This window comes from Streptomyces sp. DT190 (assembly GCF_049846985.1).
In the GTDB taxonomy this organism is placed as follows: Bacteria; Actinomycetota; Actinomycetes; order Streptomycetales; family Streptomycetaceae; genus Streptomyces.
The window spans coordinates 1-14745 of sequence record NZ_JBNCNM010000034.1 but is presented as its reverse complement, the minus strand read 5'-3'; the positions used below and the strand labels follow the sequence as shown (position 1 = coordinate 14745).

The following is a 14745-nucleotide window of genomic DNA, read 5'->3' as shown; positions in this document are numbered from 1 at the left end:
CCCTCGTGCCCGTCTCACGGGACGACGGGCGAAGTCGCCAGAGCGCCTGTCGGGACGTGGGCCGCGCGAGCGCCTCCGCAGGCGACGCAGACAGGGATGGTGCAAGGGAGCGAACCCACCGAAGCATGGAGGCCCCGATGGTCCACCCGACCTTGCCCCACCTCTCGCCGGAGCAGCGCGAGCGCCTGGAGCAGCTCGCCGACGCGGCCCGGCTGCGCGCGGCGCTGTACCCGTCGCCGAAGCCGCCGCCCGTCCGGCGCCGCTCCCGCTCACGGCAGTACCCCGGCGGTCGGCCGAACCCGTGGCGCTCAGTGCGGGGCCGCCGCTGGGGATGAGTGGGCACGGTGAACTCCACCGCGCATCAGGGCGCGGATCGGCGGCTGAGTGGAGTCACTCGGAGAGTGGAGACCACGGTGGAGCGCACCGGGTGGACTCCACTCCGGTACACCGGTGCGGTGGGGGAGTGCAGGACATCCCGGCATCCGGTGCGCTGGTGCGGTGCATCGGGCGCACCGGTTCGCGCGCCGACGATGCCGCGCACTCATCCCCACCGCACCGGTGCGCCGCACGATGCGTACGGGAGTGGTCGCCACTCCCGCCCGATCCACCCGGTGTGCATACGGAGGGTGACGGTGCATCGGATGCGTTGCACTCGATGCACCCCCTTGTCCAGGTGTGCCGCCGCGGATTCCATCCAGTCCACCGAGCGGAAAGCAACCCTTGTCCAGCCACGAGTTTTCCGCGATCTTTCGACGTTTCCCCTTGACACCGTCCGCTACCACTGGGGGAGACGGCCCCACCGGGCACCCGATGCACGGTGGCAGAGGGGAGATCTCTCCCTCCCGGCACACCGCGCATCATCACCGTGCGTAAGAGCGATGCGTGGTGCGGACGATGCCGCGCGCTCTGGCATCGCGGTGCGTTCCACCGGGTGGGAGTGGACGCCACTTGGCGCATCGGGCTGAGAGTGGAGCCCATCGTGATGCGCATCGGCTGCGCGGTGGAGTCCACCCGGTGCGCTCCACCCGGTGGGGGAGTGCGGTGCATCGTGGGCAACTCAACGCGCCGCGCGCCTACCGGTGCGCCTCCGCGCGCCGCTGTTCCCGGTGGCTGGTGCGCGTGGCGCGCGACGGCCGCCAGGAGTCGGCTCTACGATCCGCGCGTGGGACAGACCCCGGCACAGAAGGCCGCGAAGGCGGCACGCGGGCAGCAGCCGAAGAAGCGGCCCGGCAAGGCGCAGCGCGAGGCGATCAAGCGGGCGCAGGCGGCGAAGAAGAAGGCGGGCGGCGGGAAGCCGGCCGCGAAGAAGACGGCGGCGAGGAAGGCGGTGCCGCTGCCGCGCGGCTCGGTACGCGCCGCCTATCCGGGCAACTGCCCGGCCTGCTTCAAGGACTACGCCAAGGGCGAGGTCATCACGAAGGTGACCGAGGGCTGGGGACACCCTGGCTGTGCGCCCCGGCAGATGTCGGCAGCCGAGCGGGAGTTCGCCCGGAACAAGGCCCGGATCGAGAGCGGCGAGACGTTCCGAGGCCAGAAGCCCTCGGACTGGCGGCGCGGAGCCTCGCCGTCCAGCACCCGTCCCGCCCGCTGAACTCCGCCCGGATGGTGTGGCGTCGGCCACAGACAAAATAGCCCTGCAAGGGTTGGTCAAGGCGAAAACGGACACCTGCCGGGTCTGGTCGTCAGACTGCGGACAAGGGGTCCTTCCTCACGGTGGCCCCGGCCCGTGCGCACATCCGCGCGCGGGCCGGACGACTACCGACCCGGCCAGCAGGCCGGAGGAACGAGGACACCGTGCCCGCCCCCGACCGACCCACCCCTTCCCGCCGCCCCGCGCGGCCCCGATCCTGGAGCCCCACCCCTCACGCTGTCGCCGCCCGGCCTGGCCGCGCCCCGCGTAGCGGCTGCTGGGCAAGCCCCGGTGAGGCCCTGCCGCCGGCGCTTGCGTTCCCACTGCCGAAGCCACTTCCGTGCCCGGCAGCCACGCACCCGGCATTTCCCCTTGTCACCACGGGTTTTCGGGCCCGCGCCGGATCGTCACAACCCTCTTCTCTCCCCTATGACCTGAGTTGGTTGTCGGTGGTGGGGGAGATCATCGGGTCCGGGGGCCCGGTCCCCTCCACGGCCGGGGGCCGGCGCCCGGCCGCTGGCCGGTCGCGGACGACGGGAGGGCGAGCCTGATGGCGGGCAAGCGCAAGGAGAACGAGGCGGGATCGAGCAACGACCTGCGCGCGGATGTGCTGCGCGTCCTCGGGGTGCTCAAGGTCGCCACCGCCGACCAGATCCAGCGGCTGTCCTCGCCGCACCTGACCTACCGGCACACGACCAAGCCAACCCCAGCGAAGCGGAAGGAAGCCCGGACCGCCTCCCACCGCGCCGCAGTGAACGACCTTCGGCGTCACGGCCTGGCCGTCGACGGCGGCCGCACGCGGGGCGGTGAGGAGACCCGGCTGCTCACGAAGGACGGTCTGGCCGCCGCCGCGATCGATCTGGACCGTGAGATAGAGGAGATGGGCGGCATGCCCAAGAGCGCGGGCCGCTCCGGCGCCTCGCACCCGATGACGGTGAACGAGACGGTCATCGCGCTGATCCGCCCGAAGCCGAACCTGAACAAGGTCATGCGGGAGCCGGCCGAAGCGGTCGCGGCCGCGCGGGCCGCCGTCGACGCACCCGACGGGATCGGCACCCTCGCCTCCTACGCCACCGAGGTCGCGCTCCCGGTGAAGGGCACCTGGAAGAACCCCGCGATCGGCAGCGCCCGCGCCGACGTCGTCCTGACCGCCCCGGAGGCCGGGGTGCCGCTGCTGTTCATCGAGGCCGACAACTGCACCGAGGAAGCCGCCCTCATCGCGCAGAAGTTCGACAAGTACGCCCGGTTCTTCCAGCGACAGGAGAAGGACACCGACGGCATCGAGAAACCGATGTGGCGCACCCGCTGGTCCGCACCCCCCTCCGATGAGTACGAGCGGGTGCACCCGCCGGTCCTGCTCGTCTTCCACCAGGTCGGCCAGCGCTCCGCCAAGAACCAGATGGCCAGGGTCGCCGACCTCACCCGCCACCACTGGCAAGGGCGGTGGCATCCCCAGGGCGGCTACCACTCCTACGACCGCTGCATCCCGATCGTGGCGACCACGCTGGAGGAGCTGCGCGCACACGGCCCGGCCGGGCCCGCCTTCTGGCGCTTCGGCCGCGACCACCGCCAGCCGCTGCTGGAAGCGATCGGCAACGCCCGCCGGGACGCCTACCTCGCCCGCCGCCGCCAGGCCGCCCGGGAAGAGGAACGACGCCGTGAGGAACGGGAAGCCGCTCAGCGGGAGGCGCGGCGGCCGGTCTGCGCGGACTGCGGGCAGAAGTTCACCGACGCCAGGTGGGAGGCGATCGGCTACACCCGGGACTGGAGCAAGCGCCAGTCGCACCCGCACCTGTGCGAGGACTGCCAGGACCGAGCCGTCGCAGCCGAGCAGCAGGCCGAAGCCGACGAACGCGAGCGCCAGGAGCAGGAGCGCCTGCGCCAGGAGGCAGAGGAACAGGCCGCCGCGCAGAAGGCCGGCGGCTGGCTCTCCCGCTTCCGCACCTGATCCGGGCAAGCCGCGGCCACCGACCACGCGGGCAAGCCCAAGACGTCCCTGGGCAAGCCCGCGTTGTCGGTGGCGGCTGTCACGCTGATCAGATGAACGGCGATGAGCAGCTGCTGAACGGCCGGGTCTACGGCGCAGAACACGACGACCCCCACCCCGGCCCGCTCCCACACCGGACCTACGCCGAACTGGTCGGCGGGCCGCTGGACGGCCTGCTGCTGGACATCCACGGCTGGCGGACCGAGGAAGTCGACGACGGTGTCGCCCTGTCCACCGAACTCGGACGGTGGCCCGGCGGCCGCGCTCTGTACGACCCGCGCCCCGGCGAACCCCGCACGCCCGGCCCAGGTGTGAGCTGCCGCTTCTACTACTCCGGCGACACACCCTGACGGACGCCGGCGCCGCTGCCCTCCGTCAGCTGGGCAGCCGTGTTCTCGATCCACAGCAGCGCCCACTCGACACCGGCCCGCCACCCGGGCTCCGCCCCGTCATACCGACCTTCGGCGTCGGCACGGATATTTGCGGCGAGGACACGCAAGTCCTTCTGCAGCCCCTGCCGCTTGGCCCTGTCCATGGCCTGGATCATTTCCTCAGTGATGTCACCGGGTCGGAGTGCGCTCATCGCCCCACCTTGGACGACCGCCCCCGCCGATGGCCATACCGTGAGGTCACCAAGCTGGGCGCCGCCCCGGCAAAGCTCTGTTCAGCAGGTGATCTCCCGTGGCAGGCTCGTGGCTTTCCAGGCGAGGGGAGCAAGCCGATGGAGGGCTTCGCAAAGACGGAAGGCGAACTGTGCCCGGACTGCAAGGCCGGTCCCGGGCCGGAGAACGCCTGCGTCGGGGTCGGCCTGCCGATCCAGATGTGGCACACCCCGGACTGCCCGCAGTGGACCATCATGCAGATCGGCTTCGAGGCCGGCTCCCGCCGCGTCAAGGAACAGGACGCGTGGGCCAAGGGCATCTTCCCGGCCGCGCATGAACGACTGAAGCAGGCCGCCGCCGCGCTGCCGCCGGACACGCCTGCCCGGCCGTTCGTCGACGCGCTCACCGAGCTGGTCCAGGCGCAGGCCAACACCACCGGCTTCGTCGTCCTGCACCGATGGGCGGAGATCCTGGAACGGCACTTCCCACCGGAGCTCCCCGATCCCGACCACACCACCGAGTAGGCGCGCCGCAGACCAGATCACTACGCGGGACACCCGACCATGAGCCCGACCAAGGCAGGTCAGCGCGCTGGCGAGTGTCTAGTCGCTCGGTTCCAGGAGCCGCCACTCGCGGGCCTTCCAGGCTCCCCGGTAGTCGCCGCCCGTCGGCAGGTTGACCACCGGCACCACGTGATCGGCGTAGACGATGAAGGCCGCCACAGTACGTGCGGAGTCGCGAACCGACCCCTGCTTGGCCTGGGCTACCCGCCAACCGTTGCCCGGCACTACTCCCAGCGGCTGTTCATCCGGGAGCTGTTCGATCTCCAAGAACCCGTCCTGCTCCGCCGCCGGCACTATGCGTCCGGTCTTCTCGTCCAGCAGCACCATCGCGGCGCCGTCCGACTCGCGCCATCCAACAACCGGCCGACTGATCACGTCGTCCTTCCCGGCATCCGGCGCGGGGTCCTTGAACCAAGCTGTGAAACGCAGGTGTGAGTGCATCTCGTCATCCTCGTAGTGATCACCGCTCCGTGTCCGCCGTATGGAGATCACGCCTCATCCGGGGAGCGGCCGTGACAGGATCCCCACATGATCAATCTGGGGGTACGTGTCGAGTTCTACGAGCGCGTAGGACAGGTCGGGGAGCCCTCCGAGGGATACCTTGGCGCGCTGGAACGGACCGAGGGCTACCGGGCCGCGGCGGTGCCAGCGGTTGGAACTTTCCTCATGGCGGCGTCGCTGCGCGTGGTCGACCGTGAGACGGCCCTACCGCTACCGGGCCCTATTCAGTTGCCGGTGCGGTATGTCGAGCACCACTTGGTCCCCGAGCGGGACGGCAAGGTGCCGGTCTGGTGGGACAGCTATGACGAGCCAGGTCCAACCGTCGTGGTCCATGTGGCGCTGGGGTCGTCACCGGGCGGCGAGCTGCTGCGGCGCATGATCCGCCAGTACATCGCGGACGGCTGGGAGTGCACCGGCCCGGAGGGCTCGGAGCTGCGCGAGTACAGCCTGGAAGCGCGACGGGACCTGGGCCTGTAGGAGTTCCTCTCAGGCGGTAAGACCGTCTAGCCGCCGTCGATGGCGGGGCCGATGTGGTCGAACCCGCTCAGCATCGGCGTCAGTTCCTGAGCGCACCCGCACAGCGTGCACAGCCGCGTCCCGGGGTTCTCCGCGACGTTCAATGCGTGCTCCACATTGAGCAGCGGTGCGCCCTGCGGAGCCTCTTCGCAGTCCGGCGCGTGCAGCACGCCCCGGGCCGGGCCCCGCCCCTCACGCACCTGCGCCAGCACCCACCCCGAAGGCCGGCGCTCCCCGAGCACTTCGCGGACCGCCGACTTCGGCGACGGCGTCAGCCGCTCGGTGGCGACCTGGTCGTAGTCGACGCCGTCGACCGGCCGCACATGGTCGGGCGCGCGGACCCACACCCGGTACTCCGCCGCCTCCACGCCGCCGTCCTCAAGGTCCCGGTACGACGGCAGCCCCACCAGGTACAGCCAGCCCGTCTCGGTCTGCCGCCGCCTCCACAGCCGCGCGACGACCTCCTGCTCCGGATGACCGAGCACCGGATCGGCGGGCAGCGCGACCCGCACCGGCACCGGCTGGGCTGCGTCGTCGGAAGGCGTGGTCACGGCCCCACGGTAGACAGCCCGACCCTCGAGGCCCTCACCGGAAGGGCGTGCCGTTCGAAGGTGCTCGAATCGCCAGACTTTATCCACAGGTCAACCGGTTTACGGTGCGTGTCCGCTTCCGGGTGTGAGGTGCCGGGACGCACACCGAAAGGGCACGACCATGGCGCAGACGAAGTTCGACAAGCAGCTGGAGGAGAACGCCGACTCCCTCGTGCGCGGGATCGCCCGGGTCCTGGCCGGCCGGGACCTGGACGGCGTGAAGCGGACCGACGCCACGTTCTGGCGCGCGGGCACCCGCGTCCTGCCGAAGGTGGAGGGAAAGGTCCGGCGCCGCTCCTACAAGCCCGGGTGGCGACGCCTGTCCTTCCGCATCGCGCTGGGGGCCGGCGTCTGGGAAGTCGGCTACCTGGCCACCCAGGACCTGGACGCCACCGTGCAGAACACCCAGGAGCTGTGGGACAACCGGGAGCAGGTCCTGGCGACGCTGGAGAGCAGCGGCATCGGCGGGGCCTGCGTGCTGACCGTGGGCACCGCGGCGTACATGGCGCTGACCCGCGAGCGCCGGGAGCTGATGCGCGAGTGGGTCGTCCCGCTGCATGACGCGATCCACCGGCCGCTCGGGCTGGCGGAGCAGACCGACCCGCGCCGCTACCTCCACATCCCGAAGAACTTCTCCGACGACGACGCGGAGATACGCATCGACCTGCCCCGTCATCTGGGCTTCTCCCGCGACGTCGTCGCCGACCTCATCACCCAGAAGCTCGCCCTGGAGGGCGTGACGTTCGACTGGCACCCGGAGGGCAGCAAGCCGTACGTGCGGGTGAAGAAGACCCGCAAGCCCCCGGCGAAGGCCCTCTTCAAGGACCCCAAGGTCCGCGAGCTGGTGGCCAAGGCCCCGGAGTCCGCGCCCATCATCGGGCTCGGTTCCGCAGGCCGGATCGTCTCCGTCGACCTGGACGCCGACTCCCCGCACATCCTGGTCAACGCCTCCACCGGCGGCGGCAAGTCGGCCACCCTGCGCTGCATCGCCTGCCAGGTGCTCCACAACGGCTCGCTCGTGTACGTCCTCGACACCAAGCGGATCTCCCACCCGTGGGCCCACGGCATCGACGGCGTCACCTACTGCCGCGACATCGCCGACATCCACGACCAGCTCATCGAGCTCGGGCAGCTAGGCCGGCTGCGCACCCGGATCGCCGACGAACTCGGCATCGACGCCGACCCGAAAGCCATCGGCCCCAGGGTGCTGATCCTCCTCGAAGAGATCAACGCCACCATGAAGCAGCTGGCCCGCTACTGGGAGAAGATCCGCGAGTCCGGCGACCCGAAGGTCTCCCCGGCCGTCGACGCCCTCAACGAGATCCCCTACATGGGCCGCCAGCTGCGCATGCACGTGCTCCTGGTCGCCCAGTCCGCCACCGCCCGCGCCCTGGGAGGCCCGGAGGTCCGCGAGCAGTTCGCCACCCGCATCCTCGCCCGCTACAGCGTCAACGCCTGGCGCATGCTCGCCCCCGAGGTCCACCCGGCGCCGAAGTCCACCAAGCACCACGGCCGCGCCCAGGTCGTAATCGGCGGCTCCGCCCGCGAGACCCAGGTGCTGTTCTTCACCGAGACCGAAGCCCGTGAGTGGGCCACCACCGGCAAGAAGGCCGCCGACGGCCCGAACCCCGCAGCCCTCCCCGCGCAGGCCGGCCCCGTGCAGCTGCAGAAGCCGCCCACGCCCGACACTCAGCCCGCCGCCGTGCCCGCGGACTCGCTCGCCGACGCTCGGAGCACCACGCCGACCACGGCCGCGCCCGACCCGGTCCCGGCTCCGGCCGCCGACCCAGCGGCGACGTCGCTGGCAGCCCCGCTCGACGACGACCAGGCGGTGGGACTCCGCGAGGCCGCCGAACACCACCTGCCATACACCCTCGCCGCGCTGCGCTACGCCCGCGCCAACGACCGGACCTTCCCCAAACCGGTCGGCAAGCGCGGCGCCGAACTCCTCTACCGCGCCGGCGACCTCAAGAGGTGGGCCCGCAACCGCCCTCGCGCCGCCACGGGCACCACCGACCTCGACTGACCGCGCCGGGCCGCCGAAACGGCCCTGTCCGGTTCAGCCGACACGATCCCCCGCCCTGGAGAACAGCCGGTTCACCAGGACCAGCACAGAACAGGAACACCGCACCGTGAAGAAGACCGCGCTCCCGAAGATGCTGAGCTTCTCCGCCCCCGACCTGCGCGAGCAGATAGAGGTGCTGCCCGAGGGGACCGCGCTCATTGGCATCAGCACCACCGGCCAGGCCATCGCCGTCGACCTGGACACCGAATCCCCGCACGTCCTGGTCTGCACCGCCAGCGGCGGCGGCAGCACCACGATGCTGCGCTCTCTGACCGCCCAGTTCCTCCACCAGGGCGCGCACGCCCTGGTCCTCGACCCCAAGCGGATCTCCCACCTGTGGGCGAAGGCCCTGCCGACGGTGACCCACCGCGGCAACATCGCAGGCATCCACGACGCCCTGGTCCACCTCGGCTCCGAACTGGAGCGCCGCCTCGACCTCGACGGAGACCTGGACGACGTACCGCGCCTGATCGTCGCGGTCGACGCGGCCAACACCACGCTGCGCCAGCTCGCCCGCTACTGAGAGACCTTCCGGCAGAAGGACGACCCGAAGACGTCCCCGGCCATCGCCGCGCTCGAGGAAGCCCTCTGGGCAGGACGCGCGGCCCGTGTCCACGTCATCTTCGACGGACGGCCCCACAACACCGCTCTCGGAGGGGCGTCCGTGGCCCACGAGCTGTTCGCCACGGTCATCCTGTCGCGGTTCACGGCCAATACCTGGCGGCGCCTCGCCCCGATGGCCGGCCCCACCCCGAAGAAGCAGACCCCGCACCCGGGCCGCTTCCACGTCGTCCAGCAGGACAGCACCCACGAGACACAGGCGGTCCTGATGACCGACGCCGACGTCGTCAACTGGCTCACCGACCCGGAGGACCCCGAGAGCTAACCCCGAGCAGGGACCCGGCCCCCGACGAAGGGGCGCCCGCCAGCACGGCGGGCCCCCTCGGAGGCCCGGTAAACGGAAGGCCCGTTGTCGGACCCCCTCCGTACCCTTGGCTGAGGTACCTGAGACAGGAGGGCAACGTGGCCCGCAGCGGCATCAACAAGCGTGAGATCGACAAGTGGGCAAAAAACCTTGTCAGGGAGACCAACAAGAGCCTGGAACGGGCTCAACGACGGAATCCTCCTCGCGTCTCCGCGCAGATCGAAGCCACCTCCAGCCCGGTGCCTGGTGAGGTGACCGGCTACCTGGCCCGCCTGCTGCTGTGGCTGGACGAGCGGGAGAAGCAGAACCCGGGCGGGTACATCAACGTCACCGCCTTCCCCGAAGAGCTCCGGCTGGAGGACGAGGACCCGGCCATCCTGGCTCTCCAGCTCGACCAGCACGACCTGGTGCAGATCCTTCGCAACATGGGGCCCCAGCACCATGTCCGTCTCACCGACGCCGGCCGCGTCGCGGTGCACGAACTGAAGGACCTGCAGAAGGACCGCGCCGCCCGGATCCGCCACACGATCGACGCCTTGCTGCGGTGGCTCTTCGACACCGCCAGCGACCAGACACCCGTCAATCCGGCCCTGTTCCTCGCGACACCCGGCTCCTACTTCGCCGGAGCCGAGATCAGCGGGACGGATCTGCACCAGGCGCTCGCATACCTCGCAGAGCACAACCTCATCGAACACATCGACACCGACCCGGCCACGGTCGCCATCACACCCCAGGGCACCCGCTGCGCCCTGGCAGGAGGAAGTGTGCAGGACCACGTCAACCAGCCCCGCCCCGGCACCACGTACAACACCTATCTGCCGAACGCCAAGGGCGTCATCATCGGCGAGCAGCAGAACTTCACGCAGAACAACACCGACGGCGTCGACCCGACGCTGTTCGTCCAGCTCGCCGGGTACGTCGGCCAGGTCAGCCCCATCCTGGGCCTGTCCGACGAGGACCGCGTGGAACTGGAGCGCGTCGCCCAGGACCTCCACGACGAGGCGACCTCCGGCAACCCCGAGCCGGGCCGCCTGCGCCAGTTCGCCACCCAGCTCAAGGAGAAGCTCCTGGCGGGCGCCACCACCATGGCGGCCACGCAGGGCATCCAGATGGCTGAGCAGGCCCTCGCCGCGCTGATGCAGTAACGGCTCCAGCACCACCACGGGCCCCGGGGGATCAGCCATGACATCCCCGGGGCCCGGCTTTATGGAGTCGCGCTGGTCAACGACGACGGGGCGACGCCGTCACGCCTCGGGCTGCAAAGGCTCCACCTGGCGCAGGCAGTACACGCACCTGGACTCCGAGTCGACGCGGCCCATGCACCGCCGGCAGTCCCCGCGTTCACGCACCGGCCCCCGGCCGTCCGCGCAGCCAGGGCAGGTCATCACCGGCTGCCGGAAACCGAAGCTGACCACCCACCCGTCCCCTTGAGCGGCGTCGCGCGCCAGCTGCGAGACTTCGGAGGCGGAGCGCGCGTCTTCATCGTCGCCGGTCTCCACCGCCAGGTAGACGGCGAAGCAGTCGTCGGTGTCGCACACGACAGCCACTCCAGTAGGCATCTGCTTTCCTCCCAACTCGGCACCCGCAACGATGACTTCAGCCGCGCTGTGCCCTCCGGTCGTGCCCTGCATGACCATCCTGCGGCAGAGCAGCGCCTGCGAACCGAGAATCCGCAGAGGCTCATCGAGCGCGGTCAGCCCCACCCCTCTTGCAGTGCAGCCCTCTTGACGCTGATCGACGGGCGGGCGGATCGTGGCCGTTCGCGTCACGTTCCACCCCGAAAGGGGGACTTGCATGTCGTTCACCTGGCGCTACGTCGTACGCCCCGATGGCTCCTTCTGCCGCATCGGCAACCTCGACGGCAGCCTCGACAACGTTCCCGACGAAGAACTCGCCCGGCTCCATCCCGTGCGGGACGAAGACGAACAGCCGGCCCGGCCCTGCTCCCGCTGCGGCACCGAACTGCTGCTGCACTGGCACGGCCCGCTGATGACCGGCGTCTGGATGGAACTCTGCCCGGCCTGCGACGCCCACCGCCCCGCCGCCCGCGCGTTCATCCAGTGGCACCGAGACTCCGACCGCGACCCGAAGGCGCTGCCGAAGCTCTTCGAGGACTGGGAGACCGAGACCATGCACGCCCATGGCTGGGTCCGCGCCCCACAGCCCGACGCCCCGCCCAGCCCACCAGCCCACCTCCACCTCGTACCTCGCGGACACGGCTGACGCCAGGCGCGCCCACACCGCCTGGAACGGTGCCGCACGTCCTATCGCGCGGCTGCCTCGTTGGGCTGGGCATGACGACGTACGACACCGCTCCCCGGCCAGCTCCGAAGGCGGAGGGCGCCATCCCGACGACAGTCCGCTTCGACCCGAGCGAGTCCCACGAGATCGACCACTGGCTCCTGGATCTGAGGGTCCAGACTGGCGTCCGCTGGGACAAGGCTGAGGTCATCCGTGAACTGCTGCGCATGGCACGCGCGTCCGATGGGATCCTGCGCGACGCGCTGACCGCCCGCGCCAAGAGGGCCGGCGCCTGACACAGCGCGAGGGGCCACGCCGACTCCGGCATGGCCCCTCGCGCGGTCCCTGACGGCTGCTACGCCGCCGCCCACTCCAGCCCAAGGTCCGCCAGCGCCTGGAGCTTGTCCGCGCCCAGCTTGGCGCGCCTGCTCTTGCTGTTGCTCAGAAACACCCCGAGCTTGACCTCCGTGCCGTCCTCCAGCCGCTCTACGTGGGCCCTGGGGACCTTCACAGAGCCCGTGCGGGCCTTGTACTGCGCCAGGGCCGCAACGCCCCGCTCGAAGGCGCTCAGAGGCGCCGTGGACGGCTTCGCGGGCTCCTCCGGCTCCGGGGCCAGCGGCACGATGCCGAGCTGCTCCAGGCGCTCACGCTGCCCGTCCGTCAGGGCCTCCCAGACCTCCGGCTTCCGCTGCCGGGCCAGCCACTTCCCAATGTCCATGCCGTGGACGGTGAACCCGGGCAGGACCTCCGCCTGGCCCTCTTCGTCGGCCACCAGCTCCCGCAGCGCGGCGTAGTGCCGCTGCCACTCCGCCGGCCACTCCGGGTTCCAGTCCTCGTCCACGGCCTCCAGCGCGGCCTTCCACTCAGGGTGGCCCTCCAGCGCACCGGGCCGCCGGAGGTTGGACAGCCACTGCCCCACCGGCCGGTCCAACATCGTCGCGGACCGGGGCGCGCACAGCGTCCAGTGCTGCTCGTAGTACGCCTTCGCGGCCTCCAGGTTCTCCTGAAACCGCTCATCCGCCAGCGACCAGACCATGCCCAGCTTCTCCAGCCGTCGGGCGCGCAGGCCGCTCATCTGCCCCGCCCCGTACGCCCGTCGCTGCTCCGCGACCCACTGCCCAAGGGGGTACGCGCCCTCCTTGTGCCCGTACGGAACTCGGGCGTGAAGCTCACGCTCCGCGAACTTCTTGAGCGCTGCCCAGCCGCGAGCCCAGTCCTGCTTCTCCGTGTCGATCACGTTGAAGCTGACCCAGTCTGCGACCATCACCGGGTCACGCGGAGCCGCAAAACGCAGCAGCAGACGGGATTCTTCCTCGCCTTCCTCGGGCGGCGGACCGATGTACTCGGACGGCTGCGCGACGTCCTTCTGAGGCTCCTGCGGGATCGCGAGCAATTCGACGGCCTCTTCGTCGTGAGCGCGCAATCCTTCAAGAACCTTCACCAACGGCCGATACGATCCCGAGGTGAACATGTCCTCCGGCTTTTCCCCGGGCTGGAGAAATACCGGCACGATCAAAGAGGCGAGCTTTCCTTGTCCCGGCTTCTGACGCAGCGCCCGGCCGATGGCCTGGACGATGTCGTGCGGCGCCCCCTTGGGGTCCAGCAGGGCCACGGAGTCCACGGCGCGGATGTCGACCCCCTCACCCAGGACACGGCAGTTCGAAAGCACGGCCCGCCGCGCAGTGGAGCCGAAGCCGCTCAGGACCTCGCGCCGGCGCTCGGGTACGTGCTCGCCACACAGCCAGTCCGCCCAGATCTTCGCCGGGTACTTCTCGGGTTCGTTGGCGTGCAGCTTCGCCGCGACGCGCTCCAGGCCCTCCGCGTACGCCTGTGCCTCTATCGTCCGGTGGTGGAAGGTGATGCACGTTTGGAGCCCGTGCTGCGCCATCGTGTGCAGGAGCGCGGCCTGGAGGGCTCCCAGGCGCTGCCCGCGGACCTCTTCGGTGTGCCGGTCCTCGCCCATCAGCCGCTCGGGCGTGACGACCGGGTCCTGGAGCTCCAGGACGATGATCTGGTACCGCGCCAGCAACCCGCGCGACACGGCCGACGCCAGGCTGAGCTTGTAGAGGACGGGGCCGAAGACCTTCTCGTCGTCCATGGAGGCCGCCATCTCGCGCGGCAGCGGGTCACGAACCCCCTCCGCGACCTCGCGGTTCAGCCGCTCCTCCCAGATCCGCGGCGTGGCCGTCAGGTACAGCCGCCGGTGCGACGGGATGACGCCCTGGTTGTGGACGTCGGCCCACGCCTTACCCATCGAGCCCGAAGTCCTGTGGGCCTCATCGACCACCGTCAGGTCCATCGGGGCCAGCTGCTGGCCGTAGGCGCCCTCGAAAGCCTCCGCCAGGACTCCCAGCGAGGCGTACGTCCCGAAGATGGTCACAGGCCCCTGGCCGTGCCACAGAGCCAGCTGCACGGGGTTCGTGGTGGAGCGCACCTTCAGGCTCCACAGCTCCGGGTCGTCCTGGAGCGAGCACACCGCAACCGCCGGCCCCGTGTGCCCGGCCGCGCGCCACGCCTGGACGGTCTGGGTCAGAAGATCCAGCGTCGGCACCAGCACGAGAATGCGGCCCTTGGGCACAAGGCGCTTTGCCGACGCCGCTGCAATGATGGTCTTTCCCGTTCCGCACGCGGCGTGCACCTGCCCGCGCAGGCCATTGACGGGAATGCCGCCCGGCGGGATATCGAGACCGCGCACAATGGCAGCAACGGCCTCGATCTGATGGTCACGCAGTTTCACGGCCATTCCCGTGTTCTCCTTTTCGCGGAATGTGGCGCGCAATCTGAAATGAAAGTCCGGCGCGGTGAGGGTGGCCGGGGGGTGCGGTGTCTGATCCCAGACTCTACACAGCCGGGCCGCGTGATGCATCACTCCCGCGCCATGTTCCCGCCCTAGGGTGATACATGGCTGAATCTCGTCCCGATGCGGCGAGTTGTGGTGTATGCTGGCGGGGTATTGGTGAACGTGTCGGGGCGGTTTTGAGGGTGAGGGAGGGGTTCGGGTGGAGCGCAGCGGAGCCCGTCACTGCGGTGGGCCGGCACCCTGTCAGGCCGATGGTCCGTCACTTCCGTTGTGGGGGTGGTGGCTGGGATTCCCAAGCCCTACACAGGCGCGAGCGTGATGCACT

17 protein-coding genes are annotated in these 14745 nt (G+C 70.3%); 12 read left to right on the top strand and 5 right to left on the bottom strand.

Annotated elements, in window-relative coordinates:
- Nucleotides 1-137 precede the first annotated feature (137 nt).
- The 4 genes from ACPXCS_RS36895 (at nt 138) to ACPXCS_RS36880 (ending at nt 3967) form a co-directional block, all read left to right on the top strand.
- The gene (locus tag ACPXCS_RS36895) at nt 138-335 is read left to right on the top strand and encodes a hypothetical protein (protein WP_279543607.1); all 198 of its coding nucleotides are present in this window, start codon (nt 138-140) and stop codon (nt 333-335) included.
- Between the two features lie 827 nt (nt 336-1162).
- A complete protein-coding gene (locus ACPXCS_RS36890; RefSeq protein ID WP_425971133.1) occupies nt 1163-1591 on the top strand; it encodes a hypothetical protein in 429 nt (142 codons plus the stop codon).
- Between the two features lie 589 nt (nt 1592-2180).
- Nucleotides 2181-3578: a replication-relaxation family protein gene (locus ACPXCS_RS36885; protein WP_425971132.1), complete on the top strand. Its 1398-nt coding sequence runs from the start codon at nt 2181-2183 to the stop codon at nt 3576-3578.
- A gap of 92 nt (nt 3579-3670) precedes the next feature.
- On the top strand, nt 3671-3967 hold the full coding sequence (locus ACPXCS_RS36880) for a hypothetical protein (RefSeq protein ID WP_385656075.1): 297 nt from the start codon (nt 3671-3673) through the stop codon (nt 3965-3967).
- Here ACPXCS_RS36880 and ACPXCS_RS36875 read toward each other — a convergent pair.
- Nucleotides 3946-4200 (bottom strand): hypothetical protein, encoded by a 255-nt coding sequence (locus ACPXCS_RS36875; RefSeq protein WP_425971130.1) that lies wholly within the window; start codon nt 4198-4200, stop codon nt 3946-3948. The genes ACPXCS_RS36880 and ACPXCS_RS36875 overlap by 22 nt on opposite strands.
- A gap of 138 nt (nt 4201-4338) precedes the next feature.
- Here ACPXCS_RS36875 and ACPXCS_RS36870 point away from each other — a divergent pair, with 138 nt between their 5' ends.
- Complete coding sequence (locus tag ACPXCS_RS36870; protein WP_425971127.1) at nt 4339-4743, top strand: hypothetical protein; 405 nt, start codon at nt 4339-4341, stop codon at nt 4741-4743.
- A 78-nt stretch (nt 4744-4821) separates the two neighbouring features.
- Here ACPXCS_RS36870 and ACPXCS_RS36865 read toward each other — a convergent pair whose 3' ends face one another.
- Entirely contained in the window at nt 4822-5223 is a 402-nt protein-coding gene (locus tag ACPXCS_RS36865; protein WP_425971125.1) for a hypothetical protein, read from the bottom strand.
- 87 nt (nt 5224-5310) lie between these two features.
- Here ACPXCS_RS36865 and ACPXCS_RS36860 point away from each other — a divergent pair, with 87 nt between their 5' ends.
- Nucleotides 5311-5760 carry a hypothetical protein gene (locus ACPXCS_RS36860; RefSeq protein WP_425971123.1) on the top strand — a complete coding sequence of 150 codons (450 nt, stop codon included), beginning with the start codon at nt 5311-5313 and terminating at the stop codon, nt 5758-5760.
- A gap of 26 nt (nt 5761-5786) precedes the next feature.
- On the opposite strand, the gene ACPXCS_RS36855 is transcribed toward ACPXCS_RS36860, so the two are convergent.
- Complete coding sequence (locus tag ACPXCS_RS36855) at nt 5787-6350, bottom strand: DUF6233 domain-containing protein (RefSeq protein ID WP_425971122.1); 564 nt, start codon at nt 6348-6350, stop codon at nt 5787-5789.
- Between the two features lie 160 nt (nt 6351-6510).
- Here ACPXCS_RS36855 and ACPXCS_RS36850 point away from each other — a divergent pair, with 160 nt between their 5' ends.
- From ACPXCS_RS36850 to ACPXCS_RS36835, 4 genes are all read left to right on the top strand, one after another.
- Nucleotides 6511-8415: a pRL2-11 gene (locus tag ACPXCS_RS36850; protein WP_425971120.1), complete on the top strand. Its 1905-nt coding sequence runs from the start codon at nt 6511-6513 to the stop codon at nt 8413-8415.
- Between the two features lie 106 nt (nt 8416-8521).
- Nucleotides 8522-8977, top strand: coding sequence for a hypothetical protein (locus tag ACPXCS_RS36845; RefSeq protein WP_425971118.1), 456 nt, complete (start codon nt 8522-8524; stop codon nt 8975-8977).
- A 141-nt stretch (nt 8978-9118) separates the two neighbouring features.
- Nucleotides 9119-9340: a hypothetical protein gene (locus ACPXCS_RS36840; protein WP_425971116.1), complete on the top strand. Its 222-nt coding sequence runs from the start codon at nt 9119-9121 to the stop codon at nt 9338-9340.
- 137 nt (nt 9341-9477) lie between these two features.
- On the top strand, nt 9478-10524 hold the full coding sequence (locus ACPXCS_RS36835) for a hypothetical protein (protein WP_425971114.1): 1047 nt from the start codon (nt 9478-9480) through the stop codon (nt 10522-10524).
- Between the two features lie 99 nt (nt 10525-10623).
- Here ACPXCS_RS36835 and ACPXCS_RS36830 read toward each other — a convergent pair whose 3' ends face one another.
- Nucleotides 10624-11184, bottom strand: a complete 561-nt coding sequence (locus ACPXCS_RS36830) for a hypothetical protein (protein ID WP_425971112.1) — start codon at nt 11182-11184, stop codon at nt 10624-10626.
- Between ACPXCS_RS36830 and ACPXCS_RS36825 the strand changes: the two genes are divergently transcribed.
- Nucleotides 11174-11602: a DUF6300 family protein gene (locus tag ACPXCS_RS36825; RefSeq protein WP_425971110.1), complete on the top strand. Its 429-nt coding sequence runs from the start codon at nt 11174-11176 to the stop codon at nt 11600-11602. The genes ACPXCS_RS36830 and ACPXCS_RS36825 overlap by 11 nt on opposite strands.
- 71 nt (nt 11603-11673) lie before the next feature.
- The gene (locus tag ACPXCS_RS36820) at nt 11674-11916 is read left to right on the top strand and encodes a hypothetical protein (RefSeq protein ID WP_381375446.1); all 243 of its coding nucleotides are present in this window, start codon (nt 11674-11676) and stop codon (nt 11914-11916) included.
- A gap of 59 nt (nt 11917-11975) precedes the next feature.
- Here ACPXCS_RS36820 and ACPXCS_RS36815 read toward each other — a convergent pair whose 3' ends face one another.
- The gene (locus ACPXCS_RS36815; protein WP_425971107.1) at nt 11976-14363 is read right to left on the bottom strand and encodes a Helicase associated domain protein; all 2388 of its coding nucleotides are present in this window, start codon (nt 14361-14363) and stop codon (nt 11976-11978) included.
- Nucleotides 14364-14745: the final 382 nt, after the last annotated feature.

Coding starts and splice junctions, on each gene's coding strand:
- ACPXCS_RS36895 (WP_279543607.1), top strand. CDS start 138: ATGGTCCACCCGACCTTGCCCCACCTCTCGCCGGAGCAGCGCGAGCGC.
- ACPXCS_RS36885 (WP_425971132.1), top strand. CDS start 2,181: ATGGCGGGCAAGCGCAAGGAGAACGAGGCGGGATCGAGCAACGACCTG.
- ACPXCS_RS36880 (WP_385656075.1), top strand. CDS start 3,671: ATGAACGGCGATGAGCAGCTGCTGAACGGCCGGGTCTACGGCGCAGAA.
- ACPXCS_RS36875 (WP_425971130.1), bottom strand. CDS start 4,200: ATGAGCGCACTCCGACCCGGTGACATCACTGAGGAAATGATCCAGGCC.
- ACPXCS_RS36870 (WP_425971127.1), top strand. CDS start 4,339: ATGGAGGGCTTCGCAAAGACGGAAGGCGAACTGTGCCCGGACTGCAAG.
- ACPXCS_RS36865 (WP_425971125.1), bottom strand. CDS start 5,223: ATGCACTCACACCTGCGTTTCACAGCTTGGTTCAAGGACCCCGCGCCG.
- ACPXCS_RS36860 (WP_425971123.1), top strand. CDS start 5,311: ATGATCAATCTGGGGGTACGTGTCGAGTTCTACGAGCGCGTAGGACAG.
- ACPXCS_RS36850 (WP_425971120.1), top strand. CDS start 6,511: ATGGCGCAGACGAAGTTCGACAAGCAGCTGGAGGAGAACGCCGACTCC.
- ACPXCS_RS36825 (WP_425971110.1), top strand. CDS start 11,174: ATGTCGTTCACCTGGCGCTACGTCGTACGCCCCGATGGCTCCTTCTGC.
- ACPXCS_RS36820 (WP_381375446.1), top strand. CDS start 11,674: ATGACGACGTACGACACCGCTCCCCGGCCAGCTCCGAAGGCGGAGGGC.
- ACPXCS_RS36815 (WP_425971107.1), bottom strand. CDS start 14,363: ATGGCCGTGAAACTGCGTGACCATCAGATCGAGGCCGTTGCTGCCATT.